A 20,044-nucleotide genomic window follows, 5' to 3' on the forward strand; every position below is an offset into this window, starting at 1 on the left:
ATGACCCCGCCGCTCTAACGCTGTCCGCGATCAAATGTGGCATCGCTCACACCGCGCTGCCGCAAGGCGTTCCTGGCGACTTTTTCTGTCGGCGTTCGCGGCAGCGGGGTGTCGGTAATCTCGATGTAGCGCGGAACCATGTGGCGAGGCGCGAGCTCCCGGAAGTGGTCGAGCAGAGCGGCGGGTTCCAGCGCGGACCCCGGTTTGCGCATGGCGACAACCATGATGTCTTCCTCGGTGAATTCCGACGGAATTCCGAAAGCCGCACTCTCGACGATGTCGGGGTGTTTTTCAGCGACGGTTTCCACCTCGTAGGCGGAAATGTTCTCGCCCCGACGCCGGATCGCCTCGTTGAGGCGATGCTTGAAATAGAGCCAGCCGTCTTCGTCCAGAAAGCCGGCATCGCCGGAATGATACCAAAGGTTCCTGAGCGTCTGCACCGTCTTGGCGTCTGCACGATAGTAGCCGGAAAACATGCTCCAGCTCTTGCTCGGGCGCGAAACGATTTCGCCGACAGTGCCGGGCGGCAGGCGCCTGTCGGCTTCGTCGACGATCGCCACTTCCCAGTCCGGATGCGGCCGGCCGCAGGAGCCCGGTCTCGTTTCATCCGCCGTGTCCAACGTTACAAAGCTGGTTTCGGTCTGGCCGTAGCCGGTGACAAGTTTCATGCCGAAGCGGCGCTCGAAAGCCTCCTTGTCCGGAACCATGGGAATGCACTGGCATATTTTGACGGGATTGCCGCTGTCGTTCCCGGACCGCGGCGCGCGCATCAGCATGACGGCCATGGCGCCCAGCAGATTTGTCGCCGTGGCGCCACTGGCGCGGACCTGGTCCCAGAACCTCGACGCGCTGAAGCCGTCGACCAGCGTCGATTGCGTCCCGTAGATCAGGGGCATGAACACACCGAACATCTGGGCGTCGGTGTGAAACAGCGGCAAGGCCGAGAAATAACTGTCGCCGGTCGTGTAGCCGAGGTTGGATGCCATTGCCGCAGCCCAGGAATAGCAATGATGGTGAGACATCAACGCCCCCTTGGCGGGGCCGGTGGTACCCGACGTGTACAGGATGGCCATCGGGTCGGAGTAATGGACTTCGGCCAGATCATAATCCGGCCGCGAGGCCAGACATTCCTCAAAACGGACAATCCGGGCGATCCTGATGCCTGCCGCCCGCGCCTCACCCGGATCAACGCCCACGAGGATGAGCGTCCGCAGATTGGGCAGGTCGTCCTGAACCCTTGCGAGTTCCGCAAGAGCATCGGCGTCTGTAACGAGCACCTCTGCGCCGCAATTGTTGAGGTTATGGCAGAGGAGCTCCCCCTTCAGGCCGGGATTGTTCGGCACCTCGATCGCGCCCAGACTTGATGCCGCAAACCATATCGCGACGAGTTCAAGACAATTGGGCAGCAGCATCGCCACGCGGTCCGCGCGGCCGACACCCAGCTCGCGCAAGCCGCGCGCCAGCTGGCTCGACATCAGCAGCATGTCCTCGAAGCTCACGGAGCGCCCGCGGACTTCGAGGAATTTCCTGGCTCCGAGCCGTTCGGCCTGCTTCAACAGTATCCTGGGCAACACCCGGCCTTCGAGCTCGTCTTCGTGCCTGCCCGGGATGTAGGGGGGTGATGAGGCGTCGTGAATTGTCATGGCGCGTTCAAAACTCTTTTGCTCGCGCTTGAGCCTCTGGAGACATGAAGCCACTGACAGTGGCTTTGGTCTCCAGCGCCATTGCGTCCGCGAGGGATGAGTGAAAGCCTTCGTTGATGGCGTGCTTGATGTCCGACACCGCGCTCGCGGGACGCTCCGCGATCGTGAGCGCCAGTTTTCTCGCTTCGTTAAGCAGTTCGGCTTCGGCGACGAGTTTCCATGCGATGCCAACCTCGACAGCCTTTGCGGCGTCGTGCCGTTCGCCCAGGATCATCAGTTCCTTGGCGACCTGCGGCCCGACCTGTTTGGTCAACAGCGCCGTCACGCCGCCGGTCACGAACAGCCCATAGGTGACCTCAGGGAAAAACCAGCGGGTATTGTCGGCAAACAACCGGAAATCGCAGTTGATGGCCCATTCGAGAGCCCCGCCCACGCACCAGCCATGCACCGCGGCAATAACGATCTTCCTGGATTGCATGATCTGAAGGGTGACGTTCTGGATCGCCTCGACCCAGGCCTGCGTCGCTGGCTCGGACACGGTTTGCGCATCGAGGTCCTTGAGGTCGTCCCCGGAGCAGAAGGCGCGCCCTTCCCCATGGAGAATGATGACACGGGTATCCACTTGCGCCTCGGCTTTCGCAAGCGCGGCGGCTAGTTCATCGACGAGCTGCCGGTTCATGGCGTTGAGCCGTTCGGGCCGGTTCAGTTTGATCCAGGCAACAGGCCCGTCGTTTCTGGAAATGACTGCTTGCGTCATGGTGTCCTCCTCAGACGATCATCGGTTCGGCATAGGAACCCCAGACATCCCGCAGCGAGCTGCAAATCTCGCCCAGCGTCGCTCTTGCCTTCACGAGCTCGATGGTCTTCGGCAGCAGGTTGATGTCGTCGGATCCGGCCTGTTGGGCGAGCTCTTTCAAAAGATGTTGAACGCGATCGCTGTCCCGGTTGGCGCGGACCTCATTCAAACGGTCGATCTGCAGCTGCGTGCATTCATCGTCGTAGGGATGGATGTGGACCTCGGCGGAATCGCTGGTCTCATCGACATAGCGGTTGACGCCAACCGAGATTTTTTCGCCCGTATCGATCTTCTTGAAGGTCGCGTACGCGGAGTCGGCCAGCTTCTGCTGGAACCAGCCTTCCTCGACCAGCTTGATGGCGCCGCCGCGTTCCTTCACCTCATCCAGCACTTTCCAGATTTCGTCTTCCATGTCCCGCGTAAGGCGCTCTATGAAATACGAACCGCCAAGGGGATCGATGACCGACGTCACGTTGATCTCGTCACGGATGATCTGCTGGGTCCGGATCGCCAGCTTCATCGCCTCTTCGGTCGGAATGGCGAAGGCTTCGTCGAGACCGTTGGTATGCATGCTCTGGCAACCGCCCAGCACGGCGCCGAGGGCCTGGATGGCGGTCCGCATCAAATTGTTGTGGTGCTCGACTTTCGTGAGGCTCATCGCGGCGGTCTGCACATGCACCCGCAGCCGCATGGATTCGGGCTTTTTGGCACCGAACCGCTCCGACATGATCTTGGCGTAGACGCGCCGGGCCGCCCTGAACTTGCAGATCTGCTCGAAGAAATCCTGATGGCTGATGAAGAAAAAGGACAGCCTCGGCGCGAAATCGTCGATGTCCATTCCGGCCTCGATGACCTCTTCGCAATAAGCGATGGTGAAGGCCATGATGAACGCGATTTCCTGCAACGCATTTCCGCCGACGTCCGACAGATGATATCCGCTGAGGCTGATCGGATTGAGCTTCGGCGTCGCCTTTGCGCTGTGCATGATCAGGTCACGCAGCAGCCTGACGGCGGGTCGCACCGGATAGATCCATTCTTTCTGCGCGACGTATTCCTTCAGCGGATCCGCCTGCAATGTCCCGGTCAGCTTGTGAAGGTCGTAGCCGCGCTGTTCGGCAACAGTGACGAACATCGCGTAGATGACCCAGGCCGAAGGGTTGATGGTGAGGGAGACGGATATTTTTTCCAGGTCGATGCCATCGAAAAGACGGTCGACATCGTCCACCGTATCGATGGCGACGCCAACGCGGCCCACTTCGCCGAAGGCCATCGGATTGTCTGAATCCAGGCCAAGCAGAGTCGGCAGATCGAAGTCCGTCGAAAGGCCGGTCTGACCCGTCTGGATCATGTATTTGTAACGCTGGTTCGTAGCTTCCGGATTGCCGAAGCCCGCCACTTGGCGAATGGTCCATGGGCGCCCGCGATACATTGTGGGATAGGCGCCACGCGTGAAAGGATAGGCGCCCGGAAAGCCGAGGTCGCTCGCCGGGATATCAGCAACGTCGGCGGCCGTATAAATCCGCTTCAGCGGAATCCCGCACTCGGTTTCGTAGTCAGGCTTTTCTTCGGGCCTGTTTTTCAAGGCCGCCGCGAGTTCGTTGACTTCCCACTCGGCCTGCCTTTCCCTGACGTTTTCGATCGCCGGCGCTGAGAACAGATTCATCTCGGACGCACCTCATTGTCCCAGCCCAGCAACAGGCGGGCGGCGACGGTTGGATCCATGTCGCGGTTCACCACGGCCTGGATATGCTTCTCCACCTCCCCAGCCTCATCATTGAACTTCTGCTGGAAAAGGTGCCTGGCGGTGCCAAGTATCCGCGTCTTGCAAATGCCGCGCTGGCGGTCCGCCAGTTCCCCGCTTTCTCGCAAATGCACCCAGTGGCGGCCAATGGCGTCTTTCAGATCGCCGATCCGCTCGCCCGACACCGAACTGACCGGCAAGACCGGAGGATTCCACGCGGAGTCTGTCTTGGCCGTTCCGAGCGCCATCATGCCTTTCAAGGCCGAGATCGTGGCTGCCGCTTCCGGCTTGTCGCATTTGCTGACGGCGTGGATGTCGGCGATTTCCAGGATACCTGCCTTGATCGCCTGGATGTCGTCACCGAGCCCGGGAGCGGACAGGACCACGATGGTATGAGCGGCTGTCACCACCTCCACCTCATCCTGGCCGACGCCGACGGTTTCGATGATGATTGGCGAGTATCCGGCGGCATCGAGAATATCGACCGCCTGAAGCGTCGAGCGGGCCAGGCCGCCAAGGTGACCGCGCGTTGCCATGCTGCGGATGAAGGCCTGGCAGGACTCGGCCGCATCGTTCATCCGGACCCGGTCGCCCAGGATGGCGCCGCCGGAAAACGGGCTGCTTGGGTCGACCGCGACGACCCCGACCTTGGACCCGTCCGACGCGAAGGCCTTGATGAGGGCAGAGACAAGGGTGGACTTGCCGGCGCCCGGCACGCCGGTGATGCCGACGATGTGGGCCTTGCCGGTGTGCTTGTAGATTTGCGCCAGGGCCTCCGAAGCCTCCGCATATCCGGCCTCAGCGCGGGAGATCATCCGGGCAATGGCCAGAACGCCGCCGGCACGCACGTCGCGCACCAACTCAAGCGAGGGGACGTAAGCGGAGCGCTTGACCGGTTTTGCAGGGTTAGATGCGGTCATATGCGGCCACGGGCCTCGATCAGGTTCCTGATTGTCGTGACAATCAGATCGGCGCGGGCCTCCTGCGGCACAATCGCGTCGACCCCGCTTTCAAGCAGCGTCGCATAATCCTGTTCAGGAATGACACCACCTGCGACAACGAAAATGTGCTCGGCCTTGTGGTCCCGAAGGCAGCGCCCCAGTTCTCGAAACAGCGGGACATGCGAACCCGACAACAGGCTGACGCCGATGACATCGACGTCTTCCTGGATCGCGGCGTTGACGACTTCCTTGGGCGATTTGTAGAGACCGGTATAAACGACCTCCATGCCGGCATCACGCAGGATGCGGGCTACGATCTTGGCGCCCCGATCGTGGCCGTCGAGCCCGAGCTTGGCGACAAGCACCCGGATGGTGCCAGGCGAATGCACTTCGCTATCCGAGGCCGCGCCGGGGTTCCCGTCTGTCATGATCGTATCCGTCATTTGTCCGATGCGCCCTTCATTCCGCGGCAATGCCGGAAAGGCCCGCATTGGCGGCAAGCCCGGATTCGATCGATTCCGAAATGATACGCAAACCGAGATCGAGTTCCTGCTCGGAGATCGTCAGCGGCGGCGCTATGCGAAACACGCCGCCCATCCCCGGCAGTTTGACGATGTTCATGCTCAGGCCGCGCTTGAACGCTTCCGCGGCAATTCTGGCGCCGAGCTCGTGGTCGGGATCCCTGTGCTGGCCGTTCTTGACGATCTCAACCCCAAGCATGAGGCCACGCCCGCGCACGTCACCGACACATTCGTAGCGCTGCTTCAGCCTCGACAGTCCGTCGAACAGCCGCGCGCCCATAACGCCCGCCCGTTCGACGAGCTTGTCTTCTTCCACCACATCGAGCACGGCCAGGCCCACAGCCGCCGGCAGCGGGTCGGAAACATGCGTGGTGTAGAAGAGAAAACCCTTCTCATACGCGGCCTCTTCGATTTCAGCTGTTGTCATGACAGCCGCCAAGGGAAGACCCGCGCCGATGGTCTTGGAGAGCGTCAGAATGTCCGGTGTGACGCCATCTCGCTGAAAGGCGAACATGGTTCCGGTGCGGCCAATACCGGTCTGCGCCTCGTCGAGGATGAGCAGCATGCCGCGTTCGCGGCATTTCTGCTTCAGCGCCGCGAGATAGCCGGGCGGCAGTTCCAGCATGCCGCCGCTCGACAGGATCGGTTCGGCGACAAAGGCGGCGAGATTTCCGGTCGACTGGCTGTCGACCAGCGCGAAGGCATCGTCCAGTTCGGTGCGCCAGTCCAGGGAGCCGTCAGCATGCTTGAAGCGCGGCCGGAAACTGTTGGGCGCGGGGATCGCGAGCGATCCGACCGCCGCGGGGCCATAGCCCTTGCGGCCGGCGCTGTATGTCGCCGACGCCGCGGCTCCGGTCATTCCGTGCCAGCTCTTCGAGAAGGCAACGATCTCGTGCTTGCCGGTCACCAGCTTCGCCATCCGGATGGCTGCTTCATTCGACTCGGCGCCCGTCGACAGCAACAACGACCGGTCGAGACCCGGCGCCAGCGCGGCCAGACGCTCGGCGAGTTCAACCACTGGACGCGACAGCATGCCGCTGAAGAGGTGTGCCACCCTTTCGACCTGCCGGCTCACCGTCGAAACAATCCTGGGGTGAGCGTGCCCGAGCAGCGCACTCATCTGACCCGAGGTGAAATCGAGGATCGCCCTGTCGTCCGCGTCATAGACGAAGCAGCCGGCGGCGCGCTCGATGATGGCCGGCTCGAAGGTGCCGCCATACCGTATGAGGTGATTCCGGGCCGAGGCCCAAAACCCGCTGTCCAAGTTTTTTGACATTTCACACTCCCGCTAAAAGCGCTCAACATGACAACTAGCGGCTGGCGTGACTGCAGTAAAATTGATAGTATTCGGATTCAGATATCAGCAGAATTGATATGCAAGCTCCACTCGATCTCAGGCTCCTGGCGACATTCGTTCGTGCGGCCCACTCTGGGACCCTCAGTGCGACGGCGGTACAGGTAGGACGCACGCAATCCGCGGTGACCATGCAGATCCAACGGCTCGAGGACGCGCTCGGCCAAAGCCTGTTTCATCGAAGCGGCAGCGGCGTCCGCCTCACCGGCAGTGGAGAGCGCTTCCTGGCCTACGCGGAGCGCATTCTCAAAATCCATGACGAAGCAATTTCGGCGTTCTCGGACAAGGGCTTGCACGGTTCGATGACTTTCGGCAGCCCCGAAGACTATTTGAGTGCGTTCTTCCCCGCACTCTTGAAGAGCTTCGGAACCAGATACCCAGATGTCGAGATCAAGGTCGTTTCGGCGCCGACAGTTGAATTGCGAACGCTTCTGCACTCGCGCCAGATCGACTTGGCGCTTGTCTCGACTCCGAATGCAAACAGTTCAGAAGAAATTGTACGGACGGAAGCACTGGTGTGGGTAGGCAGCAAACCGACCCTGGCACTTCACAATTTCGGCGACATTGTGCCTTTGGCCCTGCCGGCATCGAATGCCATGGACCATAGAGCCGCATGCGACGCCATGGCCAACGCAAAGCTGCAATATAAGATTTCCTACGCGAGCAACAGCCTTGCCGGGTTGATTGCCGTTGCGCGCTCTGGTCTGGCAATAAGCGTGATGACTCAGGAGGCGGTCCCACCCGACCTCCATATTCTGAACGCCCCCCTTCCCCAATTGAGCCGCCTTGGAGTTCTGATCGCTTTTGCCGACTCTGAACGATCGCCTGCAGTCGAGGCATTCGCCAACCACATCCGAAGCGTTCTTCCGTCCCTCTGAGGACCCCGCTGTCCGCTGCCAAGCTGTTGTCAAGGAATGGACTCGCAGCGCTCAGCGCGCTTGCCTGAGCTTTGGGAGAACTTCTGGCATCCCGCTAGACCTGGCTCGCAAAGGCAATCACTGGGGGTAGCGATAGCACCAGTGGAAGCACACAGCCGAAACGGATGGGATGCCTGCAGCCAGGCGACGCCCGTCGGCTCAGAGATAGCGGCCAGGCGACACAGCTTGAGAAAGCTTGTCTTCGGCTCTGCCGTGCACCAGTACTAAGAATAGCCGGGCGCTCGAGGGTCCTAGCGTAAACCCCTGATGGCCGTGGCCAAAATTGCACCATAGGCCGGGCTTTTCCGGAACGGCGCCAACGACCGGAAGCATGTCCGGCATGCACGGACGCCAGCCTGCCCAGGGCTCAGGCTCGACGGCTTCACCGAAATCGATTGCCTCGCGCGCCATGCGTTCGGCGCGGACCAGTTGTCGGGGCGTCTTTACCAGGGGGAAGCGCGCAATCTCGGCTCCCGTCGTCAGCCGGAGCCCCTGGGTCATCGGGCAGTAGAGAGCGGAGGCGGCGACATCAACAACGGCCTGCCTGGAAGGCGGTCGGCTTGGTAATGCCTGTGGTAGCCGCGCTTGCGCACCATGGGTATGCAAATGCCCAAGGGCTCGAGCATGGAAACGAATGCCGCAGCGAATAGACAGTGTGCTTGTCGGTTGGGAACAATTTGTGGTGCTCGAAGTGCTTGTCGAGCAGGGCTGATAGCGACGCCTCGCAATCCTTGTACCGCGGAAAGCCATTAGGGTACCTCTTGAACACCTCTAGTGCCACGCCGACCAATGGAATCCTGCGCACCGATGAGGCTGTCTTGATCTCACGTGGGTCGTCAGGATCTTCGCGCGGCTCGACCGAGATGTGAGGCACCTCGTGGTCGAGATGGATAACGCCGGCGTGCAAGTTCACTGTTGAGGGCCGCAAGCGCGCCTGGAACGCCTTCACCCTCGAATTTGGTTACGTCTGTGCCGTATTGATCCGCCCGGCTCAAGGCGCTCTGTGAAACTGGGACTTCGCACCTTGGCGCCAAAGCTCGACCTGTTCGGAGTTGAGTTCGTCGCCGAGGTCGAGTAGCGACGATGCTCTCTCAGCCCGAGCCTCGGCGTGTCCTCGCTTTATGACAGGTTGATACCGACGTTGCGCAACAGCGCAACGGATTTTCGCATACCTTCCATCGGCGACAGCATCATGTCCTCGTGCTCGATTGACAACACATCGTCGTAGCCGGCCTGCTTGAGCGCGGTACAGAACTGCCGCCACCAGGTCTCGCCGTGACCATATCCAAGAGTGATGTAATTCCAGGCTCGTTCAGCATACAGAGTTGGCGGGCGGGCATCGAGCGTGCCGTCGATGCCCGCGGGAATCGGTTCGATCCGGGTATCCTTTGCATGGACGTAGTAGATCGCGGATCCGAGCTTGCGAACGGCGGCAATCGGGTCAGCGCCCATCCAGAGTGGGTGACTGGGGTCATAATTGGCGCCCACCGTTTCACCGACAGCGTCGCGAAGCTTGAACAGCGTCTGGACGTTGTACACGGCCTGATGGCCGTGCAGCTCCAGGCACAGTTTGTGGATGCCGAGGTCGTTCGAAAACGCGACGAGGTCGCGCCAGTAGGGAATGATCCGCTCGTCCCACTGGTAGCGCTGGATCTCCAGGCACTCCGGCGGCCAGTCGGTGATGACCCAGTTCGGATTGGCGTCCCCCGGTCCGCCCGGCAGGCCTGACATCATGACAACACGGTCGATCTCCAGCAGGCTGGCCAGCCTTATCGTATCCTGCGTGACCGCATGGTGCACCGCGCCCTGCGGCCCGGGATGCAACGGATTGCCCGAGCAATTAAGCGCCGCGATCGTCAGACCGTGATCCCTGATCTTGGCAACGAATTCCCGGCGCGTTGTCGGGCTGGCCAGCATTGCCCGCAAATCGATGTGGGGCGCCGACGACCAGTTGCCGCACGCGAACTCCAGCGTCTGGAGTCCAAGCTCGGCCGAGGCGCGCAGCATCTCGTCGAAGCCGAGATTGCCAAGGCTGTCCGTGATCATGCCGATCTTCATCTGAAAGCTCCTCGTTTGGGTCACACCGGACCTAGAACCTGACGGCCTCGAACCTACCCGACCGGGCGGAGGCGAGTGCCGCCTCGCAAAGGATCATCGCCTTGCGGCCGTCGCTGGCGGTGACGTCCGGCCTACGGCCCGTTTCGACGCAGGTGATGAAATGATCGATTTCGGCCGCGTAGGACTCGCCGTAGCGCTCGACGAAAAAGTAATACGGCTTATCGCGCGATATCGCCTTCGCGCCGGACATCTCCACCGATGTCGGCACCCTGTTGCCGGCCCGCAGCATGCCTTCGGCGCCATGCACCTCGATGCGCTGGTCGTAACCGTAGGCGGCCCTGACGCTGTTGTTGATGTGACACTGCCTGCCGGAGGCTGTGCGCAACACAAACATCGCGGTATCGTAGTCGCCCAGCTTCGCATATTGCGGCGCGACCAGCGACGAGCCTGTCGCGAACATTTCCACTGGCTCCTCGCCCAGCAGGTTTCGCGCCATGTCGAAATCATGGATGGTCATCTCCCGGAAGACGCCCCCTCCTCCAGCCAGCGCTTCCTCGGTTTCCGGCTCGGGATCCCGGCTGGTAATGATGACTTGCTCAACGGTGCCGATCTCGCCCTGGTCGAGGCGCGCCTTCAGTGCGCGAAAACTAGGGTCGAACCGGCGGTTGAATCCGATCTGGAAAGGCACGCCCGCCTTCTCGACGACGGCCAGGCACTGGTCGGTGCGCTTGAGATCAAGGTCGATCGGCTTTTCGCAGAAGATCGCCTTGCTTTGGGCGGCGGCGGCCATGGCGAGGTCCGCATGGGTTCTTGTCGCCGAAGCGATGAACACCATGCGCACCGACGGGTCGTTCATGACGGTCTCTGTATCGACGATCTCGGCGCCCGTCAGAGACGCAACCCTCAAAGCGGCCTCGGTGTTCGGATCGACGATGTACCGCAGGCGCACCCGGGGATGGCGCGCCAGATTGCCGGCATGCACCTGGCCGATGAGGCCCGCTCCAAACAGACAAACATCGATCATGCGTTTGACTTCCCTGACAGACCGGCTGGTGTCGAGCGGCCTTGTGTGTTGCCGACACGGTTGCCGGATTGAGGTGAATGGTCGCGGAGCCGGGCCGTCATTTCACGGCTCCCATGGTCAGCCCTCGAACGAGGTGGCGCTGCACCAGAAGCGCGAAGAAGACGATCGGCAGCGCGCCGATGACGCCGGCGGCCGCCATCGAGGCCCAGTCGGTGTCGATGCGGCCGATCAGCGTGGCCGTGCCGCGCGGCATCGTCATCGCCCGGGGCGTGGCCGTCAGCGCCAGCGCGAACAGGAATTCGTTGAAGGTGACAAGCACGGCAAAGATGGCGGTGGCGGCGAGGCCCGGTGCAGCCAGCGGCAGCGTGATGCGCCGGAAGGCACCGAAACGGGAATCTCCGTCAACCATGGCGGCTTCCTCGAGATCCACCGGGATTTCACGAAAGAAGCTTTCCATCATCCAGACGCAGAAGGTGATGTTGAACGCTGTGTAGGTAGCGATCAACCCCAACCAGCTATTGAGCAGGCCGAGCTTGAGCATCAGCAGGTAGACCGGGATCAGGATGACCACCGGCGGCACGATGCGCAGCGTCAGCAGGAACAGGCCGACCTTGCGCTCCATTGCGAAAGGCAGGCGAAAGCGCGCAATCGCATAGGCCCCCATCGAACCGGCCACCAGCGCGATCGCCACCGAGAAGAACGTCACCACCAGCGAGTTGGTCAGATAGGCGCCGAACTGCTTCTCGGTGAACAGCCTGATGTAATTGTCCAGTGTCGGGACATGCGGATAGAGCGTGCCTTCCTGGGTGATCTCGCGATTGGACTTCAGCGAGGTCGAGACAAGCCAGTAGATGGGCAACAGCACGATGGCCAGTACCGCGCTCATCACCCCGATCCGCGCCAGACGACTGTTCATGACGCGTCGACCCTGCGTAGAAGCCGCACGGCGCTGAAGGCCAAGGCAAGCACGACCAGCCCGATGGTCACGAACAGCGCGGCCGCATAGCCGGTCTGCTGGAACTTGAAGGCGGTGTCGTAGCCATAGATCGAGACCAGCCGCGTCGCCTCGCCCGGTCCACCCCGGGTGAGCACGAACACCTGGTCGAAGGTACCGAAGGCGTCGATCGTCCGAAGCACGATGGCGATCGCCAGGACGGGCCGCATCATCGGAAATGTGAGATCGGCGAACACCCGCCAACTGCCGGCGCCATCGACACGCGCGGCCTCGAAGGGCTCGTGTGGCAGCGATTGCAAGCCGGCTAGCAGGATCAGGAACATCAACGGCGTCCACTCCCAGACATCGAGAATGACGAGGCCGATAAAGGCCTTGACAGGACTGCCGAGGATTTGCACCTGGCCGCCGCCCATCCACACGGAGATCGCCGTCAGCATGCCGGCGTCGCTGGCATAGATCAGCCGGAAGACGATGGCGACGACGACCGGCGTGATCACCATCGGGATGATCAGGATAGTTCTGAGCAACCGAATGCCGCGAAATTCCCGCAGGCAAAACAACGCCAGGGCGAAGCCCAGTATTGTCTCGAACGTGACCGACAGGGCGACGAATTTGACGGTCACCCACAGCGAGTTCAGGAACTGCGGGTCGCTCCACAGCTTGATGTAGTTCTGCATGCCGGCATCGGCGACGACCGATCCGTAGCGATAGACCTTGGTGCTGGCGCGCAGGCCGTCCCAGAGCGGATAGACAAGCACGCCAAGCACGATCAGCAGTCCCGGCGCCAACATGAGATAAGGGAGGGCGAGGTCGAGCCCCGCCCCCTGCAGACGGTATTTGCGGATCTGCGTTCCGCCTTTTGCCATCAGTAATAGCCGACCGTGGTCAGGTAGTCCTTGACCTGCTTGGCGGCATTGTCCAACGCGGCGCCGCCACCCGAACCGGCCTGCAGGGCCTTGTTGAGCTCAATGCCGAGCAGTTCCTCCACCTTGGCCCAGTCGGGCGTGCGCGGCCGCGGCAGCGCGCCAGCATCTAGTTGCTGCAGCGCGACCGGGATCAAGCGGTTGCCGGGCTTGGCGATGCCGAAGGCGCTGCGCTTGACCGGAATGGAGCCTGCCTCCGACAGTTTGGCTTGTATGTCGGCACTGACATACCATTTCAGGAACTCGACCGAGTTGGCCTTGTTCGGCGCCGATTTCGGAATGCCGGCGATGAAGATGCCCATCTGGGCGATCGCCGATGTCTGCTTCGGCACGACGCCGAAATCGAGCTTGCCCGCCACCTTGGTCTGCGTCGGATCGTCGGCCTTCAGCGCATTGCCGGAATACTGGATGATCGCGCCGGCTTCGCCGCCCAGGATCGCGGCGCCTTCCTGATCGGAGTCGAACTCGACAACGCCGCTCGGCGCGTTCTGCTTCATGGTGCCGACGAAGAATTCAGCCGAAGCCTTGCCTTGCGCCGAATTGAAGACCGGGTTCCATTTGTCGTCGAAGAAGGAACCGCCAAACGACAGGAAGACCGGATACCAGCTGGTCACGATCGGATTTCCGGAAACGCCGCGGAACACGACCGGATACTTGATCTTGCCCGCCGCGACGCCTTCCTTGCCCTTGGCGATGACTTCGTCCCAGGTTTTTGGCGCGCCGCTCGTGTAGACATCGTTGCGGTAGGTAAGGGTCTGCAGGTCGCCGACGAACGGCACGCAGATGAGGGTCGGCGTGGTGGTTTCGAAACCTTTCACGCGTGGACCCTTCTGGGGCGGCCAGTAGCCCATGTCGATCATCGAGCCGATCCAGTCCTTGTCGCCGCCGTCAACTCCGGCCGCTCCAAGATCCTCGAGCACGTTGGCGGCACCGAACTGCGGCACCCATGGATCGTCGAGAAGATAGAGGTCGTACTGGCCGGCGCTGTTCTTGGCGTCGGCGAACCACTTCTCCAGCGTCACGCCATATTCATCCTCGAGGAATTCGATGTCGAAGCCGGCATCCTTGGCCAGCGGGATGATCTTCTGCTTGAACGGCGTCAGGCCGCCATCGGCGAAGGCGCCGATGATCACCTTCTTGCCGGCCGCTCTGGCCGGGACAGGCAGCCCGATCGCGGTCAGGGCCGTGGTGGCAAGCGCGAGGCCAATTCCTCCCTTGAGTACGGAGCGGCGAGTAAGTCTGCTTCTGCTGGAATGCGTCATTTCACTCTCCATCACTGTTGACTCTGTGGACGGCCGTCAGTCCGGCCGAATTGAAGAAGCAAGCGTTGGACACATCGAAGGTGACCGCGATGTTGGCGCCCACCGCGCCCCTGAAATCGCGGCCCGCGCGCACCGAGACATTGCCGCTGCCGATGCGCACATTGACCAGCGTCTCATTGCCCATGGGTTCAACCACATAGATCTCGCCGGGCAGCGTGTTGGACGCGCCCGGCGCTGAGACGCTGATATCTTCCGGCCGCAGGCCGATCTCGACCACTTCGGCCGCTCGACATGCCGGCAGCCGCGCAGCATCCATCGGAACCGGCGTTCCGCCGATCGCGATGCCTTGTTCGGCAAGCATGACCGGAAGGATGTTCATGGGCGGGTTGCCGACGAAGGTTGCGACAAAACGGTTGGCGGGGCGGTCATAAATATCTGCCGGCGGCGCCATCTGCTGCAGCGCGCCGGCGTGCATCACCGCGACGAAATCCGCCATGGTCAGGGCTTCGACCTGGTCGTGGGTGACATAGAGCGTGGTTGCGCCGAGCCGCAGGCACAGACGCTTGATCTCGCCGCGCATGGTCAGCCGCAGCCTGGCGTCCAGGTTCGACAGCGGCTCGTCCATGAGGAAGGCCGCCGGATCGCGGACAATGGCGCGCGCCAGGGCCACGCGTTGCCTCTGCCCGCCGGACAGCTGGCGCGGCCGCCGGTCGAGCAGGTGGCCGATCTCGAGAACCGCGGCGACCTCGTCGATCTTGGCGCGACGCTCGGCATCGGGCGTACCGCGAATCCACAAGGGGTAGCCGATGTTTTCACCGACCGTCATTTGCGGGTAGAGCGCATAGCTCTGGAAGACCATGGCGATGTCGCGGTCGCGCGGCTGCAGCCGGGTAACGTCGCGATCACCTATGAAGACCTTGCCGCCACTTGGCATGTCGAGGCCGGCCAGGATGCGAAGCGCCGTCGTCTTGCCGCAACCCGAAGGACCGAGCAGGGCCAGGAACATGTGGTCGGGAACGGCAAGATCGAGCGAGCGCAAGACGTTCAGCGCGCCGTAGTTCTTGACCACACCTTGGTACAGGACAGAACTCATTGCCGCTCCCCAGCGTCCCCGAAGGGTATCAGTTCTTCCGCTCCTTGACCTCGAAGCCGGCCTTGCGGGCAAGGTCGCGCAGGTTGCGATGGCCCATCGTTGCATAGGTAAGCGGGTGGGCCTTGCCCGGATCCTGCTCGGCCTCGACCACCAGCCAGCCGGCATAGCCATTGTCGGCCAGCACCTTCAGCAGCGTCGGGTAGTCGACGGAACCGTCTCCCGGCACGGTGAAGATGCCTTCCATCACCGCACCCATGAAGCTCATATCCATGGCGTGGGCGCGCTTCAGCACGTCCAGCCGCACATCCTTGCAGTGCACATGAACGACGCGGCCAACATGCCGCCGCAGCAGCGCCTCGGGATCGCCGCCGGAAAACAGGCAATGGCCGGTGTCGTAGAGGAGGCCCACGGCCTCGCCCGAACCGGCTATCAGCCTGCCGATTTCCGCATCCGTCTCGACGATGGTTCCCATGTGATGGTGAAAGGCCATGCCGACCCCGAAATCCGCGAACCGCTCCGCCAGCCGCGTTATCTTGTTGCCGTAGGATTTCCATTCGTCGTCGGCAAGTGCGGGACGCTGGGAGATCGGATCGTGAATTGCGCCATGGCGGCCGCGTGACGTGTCGGCGTAGACGACATGCTTCGCACCGAGGTCCCTCAGGAGCGTCAGATGCGGCAGGATGGCCTCGAACTCCTCCTCGACCTCCTTTTCGCAGATCCGGCCATCATACCACCCGGAGACCAGTTCCAGGCCGTAGGGAGCGAGAGCCGCGGCCAGGTCGGTGCTGGCGCGTGGAAACTTGCCTCCGAGTTCGGTGCCCGCGTAGCCGGCCTCCGCGGTTTCGGAAAGGCAGACCTCCAGCGGCGTATCCCCGCCGAGCTCGGGCACATCGTCATTGGTCCACGTTATAGGGTTTATGCCTATGCGGACTGCCATCGTCGCTCCTCATCGAACCAGGCAATGCCATTGGCAACGGCGCTTCACCCGAACCGCTCCGGTCGGTGAAGGTGTCCCGCTTTCGGCTTGCCTTACCCGTTGTTCCCTTTTTCTTTTGATGTAAGCGCCGATCTGTCTCCATCGCGAGGGCCAGTTTGCACGGAAGTGAAGGTGCCAGTTTCAATCGGCTCTCTGTGGGTCTAAGCTCGACGCTTTCCCGGAGGCTTTGCAATGCGGATGTCGAGGCGACGGCGCCAGGCCTTTCCAATGGACGCGCTGGTCATCGACCGGACCGTCGACGAGCCGATCCATCGCCAGCTCTACCGGCAGATTGCCGCGATGATCCGTGACCGGCGCCTCGCACCGGGATCGGAATTGCCCTCGACGCGGGCGCTGGCCGAGGATCTCGGCCTCGCCCGCAACACCATCGTTGGTGCGTATGACCAACTGGCGACCGAAGGCTATCTCGCAAGCCGGCAAGGCGCGCGCCCGGTTGTCATCGACCTGCCCGTGCACACGACGGACCATAGCGACACGCTTGCGACGCCCCCAATTCGCCGCCCGCTGTCCAGGCGCGGAGAGAGCCTGATGCAGCAACCCTTCCATCACGGATCGCCCGGCCGATTCGCCTTCCATCCGGGCATGCCAGACCCGCACAGCTTCCCCTTTGGCGTCTGGGGCAGGCTTCTGGCGCGTCGGGCGACGTTTGGCGCCGACATGTTGTTCGGCACCTATCACGTGACGGGCCTGCCTGCGCTCAGAGAGGCGATCGCCGGCTACCTGATCTCGGCCAGGGGCGTGCGATGTTCGCCCGAACAGATCGTCGTGACGACGGGAGCGCAGGCAGCGTTCGATCTGCTGGCGCGCCTGCTGCTCGATCCTGGCGACACGGTGTGGCTTGAGGAGCCCGGCTACTACGCGGCCAAGGCGACCTTCACCGTCGCCGGCGCCAACATCCTGCCACTTGTCGTCGACCGCGACGGCTGGCAGATGAACCAGCCGGAGGTTTCGCCGCGACTGATCTATGTAACGCCCGCCTGCCAGCATCCGTTGGGAATCACGATGCGAATGGACCAGCGGCTGCGTCTGTTTGAAATCGCCGAGCGCAACAATTCGTGGATCATCGAGGACGATTTCGACGGAGAGTACAGGTTTCAGGGAAGGCCGGTGCCCGCCATACAGAGCATGGATTACGCCGACCGCGTCATCTATGTCGGTACCTTTGCGAAATTGCTGTTTCCGGCGCTGAGGCTCGGGTTCATGGTCCTGCCCCCCGCCTTGTGCGAGGGCATTCCGCACGCGCTGAGCACCACCGGGCAGTTCGCGCCCCTGGTGCTTCAGGCGGCACTGGCCGATTTCATCGATGAAGGCCACATGAGCCGTCACCTCAAGCGCATGCGCCGCATCTACGCCGAGAGACGCAAGCTGTTCTACGAATTGTGCGAGACCGAACTGGCCGACCATATGACCCTTTCGCCGGCAGAAGCCGGAATCCAGGTCGTTGCCTCTCTTCACGAAAGTTGCGACGACCGAGCGGTTGTGCATTTCGCCGACAAACTCGGCGTTAACGCTTCGCCGCTGTCAAAATATTACTGGTCGTCCTCTGGCAACGGGCTCGTGCTTGGCTATGCAGCCTGCAACAAGGCCGAGAGCGAAGCGGGCATCCGACGTCTACGCCAGGCTATCGAGCACGTGCGGACTCTGTCGTGAGCCTCGTCTGCCGCTGATGAGCTGGCCGCAGGGCCCCCTCGGCCGACTGGACGGAACGAGATGCACCATGTCAGGCACACCTCATTCTGATTTTGTGTTAGAATGTAATGCCGAGGGCGTTCATGAACGTGTCCATGCGCTCATCCAAGTCACGCTTGGTTTCTGCCCATGCCGGAACTGTTTCCAGAAGACGCTGCTGCCACGCCCAAAGGTTCGGGAAGTCGGCAAAGGGCACCTTGGTGCGGTGAACCTGTGAGAACGGAGCGGCGATGTCGATGTCAGCCAGCGTTAATTCGTCGCCGACAATGAACCGTCGGCTGGCGAGATGAGTGTCGAGCACCGAGGCGGCTGCCCGGATATTCTTGAGTGCGAGATCGACGATAGAGGGGTCTTCGATCTGCCCCATCGCGCGACCGGCGACACGCTCGTTGAACATCAGCACCGCGAAGATACGCCATTGCTCGCCTGACCAGAACATCCACTGCAAGACCTCGTAGCGTTCACTTGCGGTCTTGCCCACGAGCGGCGAGTTGGCTTTCTCAGCGAGGTAGAGATTGATCGCCGATGCTTCCCAAATGATCGTGTTGCCATCCTGCAGGACCGGTGTCAGCCCATGGGGGTTGAGCTTTAGAAACTCCGGCGTATGGCTTTCACCCTTGAAAAGATCAACGTTCACGCGTTCGTAGTCGACGCCCATGATCTTAGCTGCGGTGGCGACACGGCGCAGGCTGCCCGAGCCTAGGTCGCCATAGATTTTGATAGACATTATCTTATTTCCTAATTCGGCCCGTCCCGATGACGGCGCTGCTCATAGGTAATTTATTCCACATCGATCGATTATCTGGAGAAATAGAATAACATATAGTCCCCTCAGGAATGATATCCGACCCCGAATCGAGTGGAATTTACTTGAGCTTCGATGAATTCTACAAAGGCCCGAACCTTTGCGCTCGTTCTGCGACCTGCGGACATGACGGCCCATAGATCGAGATCCGGGAGCGCCCAGTCGGTGAGAACTTCACGGACCACGCCGTTGTCTAGCTCGGCCTCGAACATCCACTCCGTGGCAACCGAAAGACCTGCCCCTGCAAGGACAGCAGAGCGCACGCCTTCTGTGGCGTTGATCCGCAGCTTGGGCCTGACCGAGATGGACTTCGTCCCGTGCGGACCCTCAAAGGTAAAACGGTCACCACCCTCGCCTTGCGCAAGCACGATGGTCGTATGCTCAACCAGCTCTTCCGGCGTCTGCGGCTCCCCATGCGTTTCAAGATACGATACCCCGCCCACCACGATGCGCCTGCAACGTCCGATCCGTTTTGCAACGAGACCGGAGTCATCGAGTTGCCCCATTCGCAGGGCTACGTCGATACCCTGTTCGATCAGTCCGACATTTCTGTCATCAAGATGGACTGAGATGTCGATGCCCGGATGGGCCTCGATAAACTGTGGCAGCTTGGGGATAATGTATTGGCACATGAAGGTCAGTGTGCCGCTGATCGTGATTTGACCAGAGAAATTCTGCGACTTGCTCCCGACGGCGGAAAGCGCAGCTTCGGCATCCTCGACAACCTTGACCGCGTGTTCGTAGAATACCTTGCCCGGTTCGGTTGGCGTGAGCTGTCGTGTCGACCGGAGAAATAGTGGCGCACCGAGTTCACGCTCAAGATGCGCAATGGTTTTGGAGAGAGCCGATTGCCCGACCTTGAGAGACTTTGCCGCGGCGCTGAACGAATTACTGTCATAGACGCGGATAAAATAACGCATCGAAGTGAAAAGATCCAAGTTCTGCCTCCCGCCACTGATCAAGCCCCTATCGCTCCTGCAGACGTGCCGGTCCGCAAGGAGCCGTGACCCAGATAGTGATCAGAGACAATGTCCGCCAGCCAATGCGAGTTAGGCACATCGGCGGACAATGGGTTGTGCTAGTTACAGAGAATGGAAAATCTACACGCCGCCAGCTCGAGACGCAGGCCTTCGCTACCGAAGGTCCGCGACCTAGGCCTTCTTGGCAAAACGCCTAATGGTGATCAGCGCTGACTGCCGATGCCAGCAATTTGGCTAATTCCGTAACCGTGGCAAAGTCAGGCGCCGTGGAAATATGCGTTCGCGATTGAGTCGACCTTGGTGCCGTCGCCGATCAGCTCATATTGAAATTCGCCCATCTATAGA

The 20,044-nt window shown here is 61.5% G+C and carries 18 protein-coding genes; 2 read left to right on the forward strand and 16 right to left on the reverse strand.

What is annotated here, in order from left to right; translation table 11 throughout:
- Positions 1-14: 14 nt before the first annotated feature.
- Genes ABVQ20_RS16160 through ABVQ20_RS16185 form a run of 6 tightly spaced genes read right to left on the reverse strand, consistent with a single transcriptional unit; the run spans position 15 to position 6,918 of the window.
- On the reverse strand, positions 15-1,643 hold the full coding sequence (locus ABVQ20_RS16160; protein ID WP_354460516.1) for an AMP-binding protein: 1,629 nt from the start codon (positions 1,641-1,643) through the stop codon (positions 15-17).
- A 7-nt stretch (positions 1,644-1,650) separates the two neighbouring features.
- Positions 1,651-2,400, reverse strand: coding sequence for an enoyl-CoA hydratase/isomerase family protein (locus ABVQ20_RS16165; RefSeq protein ID WP_354460517.1), 750 nt, complete (start codon positions 2,398-2,400; stop codon positions 1,651-1,653).
- 10 nt (positions 2,401-2,410) lie between these two features.
- A complete protein-coding gene (locus ABVQ20_RS16170; protein ID WP_354460518.1) occupies positions 2,411-4,102 on the reverse strand; it encodes a methylmalonyl-CoA mutase family protein in 1,692 nt (563 codons plus the stop codon).
- Positions 4,099-5,100: a methylmalonyl Co-A mutase-associated GTPase MeaB gene (gene meaB / locus ABVQ20_RS16175; protein ID WP_354460519.1), complete on the reverse strand. Its 1,002-nt coding sequence runs from the start codon at positions 5,098-5,100 to the stop codon at positions 4,099-4,101. Before meaB ends, ABVQ20_RS16170 begins: the two co-directional genes overlap by 4 nt.
- Positions 5,097-5,549 carry a cobalamin B12-binding domain-containing protein gene (locus ABVQ20_RS16180; RefSeq protein WP_354460520.1) on the reverse strand — a complete coding sequence of 151 codons (453 nt, stop codon included), beginning with the start codon at positions 5,547-5,549 and terminating at the stop codon, positions 5,097-5,099. Before ABVQ20_RS16180 ends, meaB begins: the two co-directional genes overlap by 4 nt.
- A 31-nt stretch (positions 5,550-5,580) precedes the next feature.
- The gene (locus ABVQ20_RS16185; protein WP_354460521.1) at positions 5,581-6,918 is read right to left on the reverse strand and encodes an aspartate aminotransferase family protein; all 1,338 of its coding nucleotides are present in this window, start codon (positions 6,916-6,918) and stop codon (positions 5,581-5,583) included.
- A gap of 98 nt (positions 6,919-7,016) precedes the next feature.
- Here ABVQ20_RS16185 and ABVQ20_RS16190 point away from each other — a divergent pair, with 98 nt between their 5' ends.
- The gene (locus tag ABVQ20_RS16190; RefSeq protein ID WP_354460522.1) at positions 7,017-7,874 is read left to right on the forward strand and encodes a LysR family transcriptional regulator; all 858 of its coding nucleotides are present in this window, start codon (positions 7,017-7,019) and stop codon (positions 7,872-7,874) included.
- Between the two features lie 198 nt (positions 7,875-8,072).
- On the opposite strand, the gene ABVQ20_RS16195 is transcribed toward ABVQ20_RS16190, so the two are convergent.
- The 8 genes from ABVQ20_RS16195 to iolE all read right to left on the reverse strand — a co-directional run bounded on the left by ABVQ20_RS16195 (position 8,073) and on the right by iolE (position 16,165).
- Complete coding sequence (locus ABVQ20_RS16195) at positions 8,073-8,663, reverse strand: NAD(P)/FAD-dependent oxidoreductase (protein ID WP_354460523.1); 591 nt, start codon at positions 8,661-8,663, stop codon at positions 8,073-8,075.
- 369 nt (positions 8,664-9,032) lie between these two features.
- Positions 9,033-9,971, reverse strand: coding sequence for a sugar phosphate isomerase/epimerase family protein (locus tag ABVQ20_RS16200; protein WP_354460524.1), 939 nt, complete (start codon positions 9,969-9,971; stop codon positions 9,033-9,035).
- Between the two features lie 31 nt (positions 9,972-10,002).
- The gene (gene iolG, locus ABVQ20_RS16205) at positions 10,003-10,995 is read right to left on the reverse strand and encodes an inositol 2-dehydrogenase (RefSeq protein WP_354460525.1); all 993 of its coding nucleotides are present in this window, start codon (positions 10,993-10,995) and stop codon (positions 10,003-10,005) included.
- 97 nt (positions 10,996-11,092) lie between these two features.
- Complete coding sequence (locus ABVQ20_RS16210; RefSeq protein WP_354460526.1) at positions 11,093-11,911, reverse strand: carbohydrate ABC transporter permease; 819 nt, start codon at positions 11,909-11,911, stop codon at positions 11,093-11,095.
- Positions 11,908-12,816, reverse strand: coding sequence for a carbohydrate ABC transporter permease (locus tag ABVQ20_RS16215; protein WP_354460527.1), 909 nt, complete (start codon positions 12,814-12,816; stop codon positions 11,908-11,910). Before ABVQ20_RS16215 ends, ABVQ20_RS16210 begins: the two co-directional genes overlap by 4 nt.
- Positions 12,816-14,135 carry an extracellular solute-binding protein gene (locus ABVQ20_RS16220; RefSeq protein ID WP_354460528.1) on the reverse strand — a complete coding sequence of 440 codons (1,320 nt, stop codon included), beginning with the start codon at positions 14,133-14,135 and terminating at the stop codon, positions 12,816-12,818. The genes ABVQ20_RS16215 and ABVQ20_RS16220 overlap by 1 nt, the downstream gene beginning before the upstream one ends.
- Before the next feature lies 1 nt (position 14,136).
- Positions 14,137-15,228, reverse strand: coding sequence for an ABC transporter ATP-binding protein (locus ABVQ20_RS16225; RefSeq protein ID WP_354460529.1), 1,092 nt, complete (start codon positions 15,226-15,228; stop codon positions 14,137-14,139).
- A gap of 28 nt (positions 15,229-15,256) precedes the next feature.
- Complete coding sequence (iolE, locus tag ABVQ20_RS16230) at positions 15,257-16,165, reverse strand: myo-inosose-2 dehydratase (protein ID WP_354460530.1); 909 nt, start codon at positions 16,163-16,165, stop codon at positions 15,257-15,259.
- Between the two features lie 267 nt (positions 16,166-16,432).
- Here iolE and mocR point away from each other — a divergent pair, with 267 nt between their 5' ends.
- Positions 16,433-17,875, forward strand: a complete 1,443-nt coding sequence (gene mocR / locus ABVQ20_RS16235) for a rhizopine catabolism transcriptional regulator MocR (RefSeq protein ID WP_354460531.1) — start codon at positions 16,433-16,435, stop codon at positions 17,873-17,875.
- 97 nt (positions 17,876-17,972) lie between these two features.
- Here mocR and ABVQ20_RS16240 read toward each other — a convergent pair whose 3' ends face one another.
- Together ABVQ20_RS16240 and ABVQ20_RS16245 are read right to left on the reverse strand one after the other, a co-directional pair.
- The gene (locus tag ABVQ20_RS16240; RefSeq protein WP_354460532.1) at positions 17,973-18,641 is read right to left on the reverse strand and encodes a glutathione S-transferase family protein; all 669 of its coding nucleotides are present in this window, start codon (positions 18,639-18,641) and stop codon (positions 17,973-17,975) included.
- A 104-nt stretch (positions 18,642-18,745) separates the two neighbouring features.
- A complete protein-coding gene (locus ABVQ20_RS16245) occupies positions 18,746-19,657 on the reverse strand; it encodes a LysR family transcriptional regulator (protein WP_354460533.1) in 912 nt (303 codons plus the stop codon).
- Positions 19,658-20,044 lie beyond the last annotated feature (387 nt).

Origin of the sequence: Mesorhizobium shangrilense, from assembly GCF_040537815.1 — a bacterium.
Taxonomy (GTDB): domain Bacteria; phylum Pseudomonadota; class Alphaproteobacteria; order Rhizobiales; family Rhizobiaceae; genus Mesorhizobium; species Mesorhizobium shangrilense.

What these genes read in the sequence shown, in the direction of transcription:
- ABVQ20_RS16160 (WP_354460516.1), bottom strand. Translation starts at nt 1,643, where the DNA reads ATGACAATTCACGACGCCTCATCACCCCCCTACATCCCGGGCAGGCAC.
- ABVQ20_RS16165 (WP_354460517.1), bottom strand. Translation starts at nt 2,400, where the DNA reads ATGACGCAAGCAGTCATTTCCAGAAACGACGGGCCTGTTGCCTGGATC.
- ABVQ20_RS16170 (WP_354460518.1), bottom strand. Translation starts at nt 4,102, where the DNA reads ATGAATCTGTTCTCAGCGCCGGCGATCGAAAACGTCAGGGAAAGGCAG.
- meaB (WP_354460519.1), bottom strand. Translation starts at nt 5,100, where the DNA reads ATGACCGCATCTAACCCTGCAAAACCGGTCAAGCGCTCCGCTTACGTC.
- ABVQ20_RS16180 (WP_354460520.1), bottom strand. Translation starts at nt 5,549, where the DNA reads ATGACAGACGGGAACCCCGGCGCGGCCTCGGATAGCGAAGTGCATTCG.
- ABVQ20_RS16185 (WP_354460521.1), bottom strand. Translation starts at nt 6,918, where the DNA reads ATGTCAAAAAACTTGGACAGCGGGTTTTGGGCCTCGGCCCGGAATCAC.
- ABVQ20_RS16190 (WP_354460522.1), top strand. Translation starts at nt 7,017, where the DNA reads ATGCAAGCTCCACTCGATCTCAGGCTCCTGGCGACATTCGTTCGTGCG.
- ABVQ20_RS16195 (WP_354460523.1), bottom strand. Translation starts at nt 8,663, where the DNA reads ATGGCTTTCCGCGGTACAAGGATTGCGAGGCGTCGCTATCAGCCCTGC.
- ABVQ20_RS16200 (WP_354460524.1), bottom strand. Translation starts at nt 9,971, where the DNA reads ATGAAGATCGGCATGATCACGGACAGCCTTGGCAATCTCGGCTTCGAC.
- iolG (WP_354460525.1), bottom strand. Translation starts at nt 10,995, where the DNA reads ATGATCGATGTTTGTCTGTTTGGAGCGGGCCTCATCGGCCAGGTGCAT.
- ABVQ20_RS16210 (WP_354460526.1), bottom strand. Translation starts at nt 11,911, where the DNA reads ATGAACAGTCGTCTGGCGCGGATCGGGGTGATGAGCGCGGTACTGGCC.
- ABVQ20_RS16215 (WP_354460527.1), bottom strand. Translation starts at nt 12,816, where the DNA reads ATGGCAAAAGGCGGAACGCAGATCCGCAAATACCGTCTGCAGGGGGCG.
- ABVQ20_RS16220 (WP_354460528.1), bottom strand. Translation starts at nt 14,135, where the DNA reads ATGACGCATTCCAGCAGAAGCAGACTTACTCGCCGCTCCGTACTCAAG.
- ABVQ20_RS16225 (WP_354460529.1), bottom strand. Translation starts at nt 15,228, where the DNA reads ATGAGTTCTGTCCTGTACCAAGGTGTGGTCAAGAACTACGGCGCGCTG.
- iolE (WP_354460530.1), bottom strand. Translation starts at nt 16,165, where the DNA reads ATGGCAGTCCGCATAGGCATAAACCCTATAACGTGGACCAATGACGAT.
- mocR (WP_354460531.1), top strand. Translation starts at nt 16,433, where the DNA reads ATGGACGCGCTGGTCATCGACCGGACCGTCGACGAGCCGATCCATCGC.
- ABVQ20_RS16240 (WP_354460532.1), bottom strand. Translation starts at nt 18,641, where the DNA reads ATGTCTATCAAAATCTATGGCGACCTAGGCTCGGGCAGCCTGCGCCGT.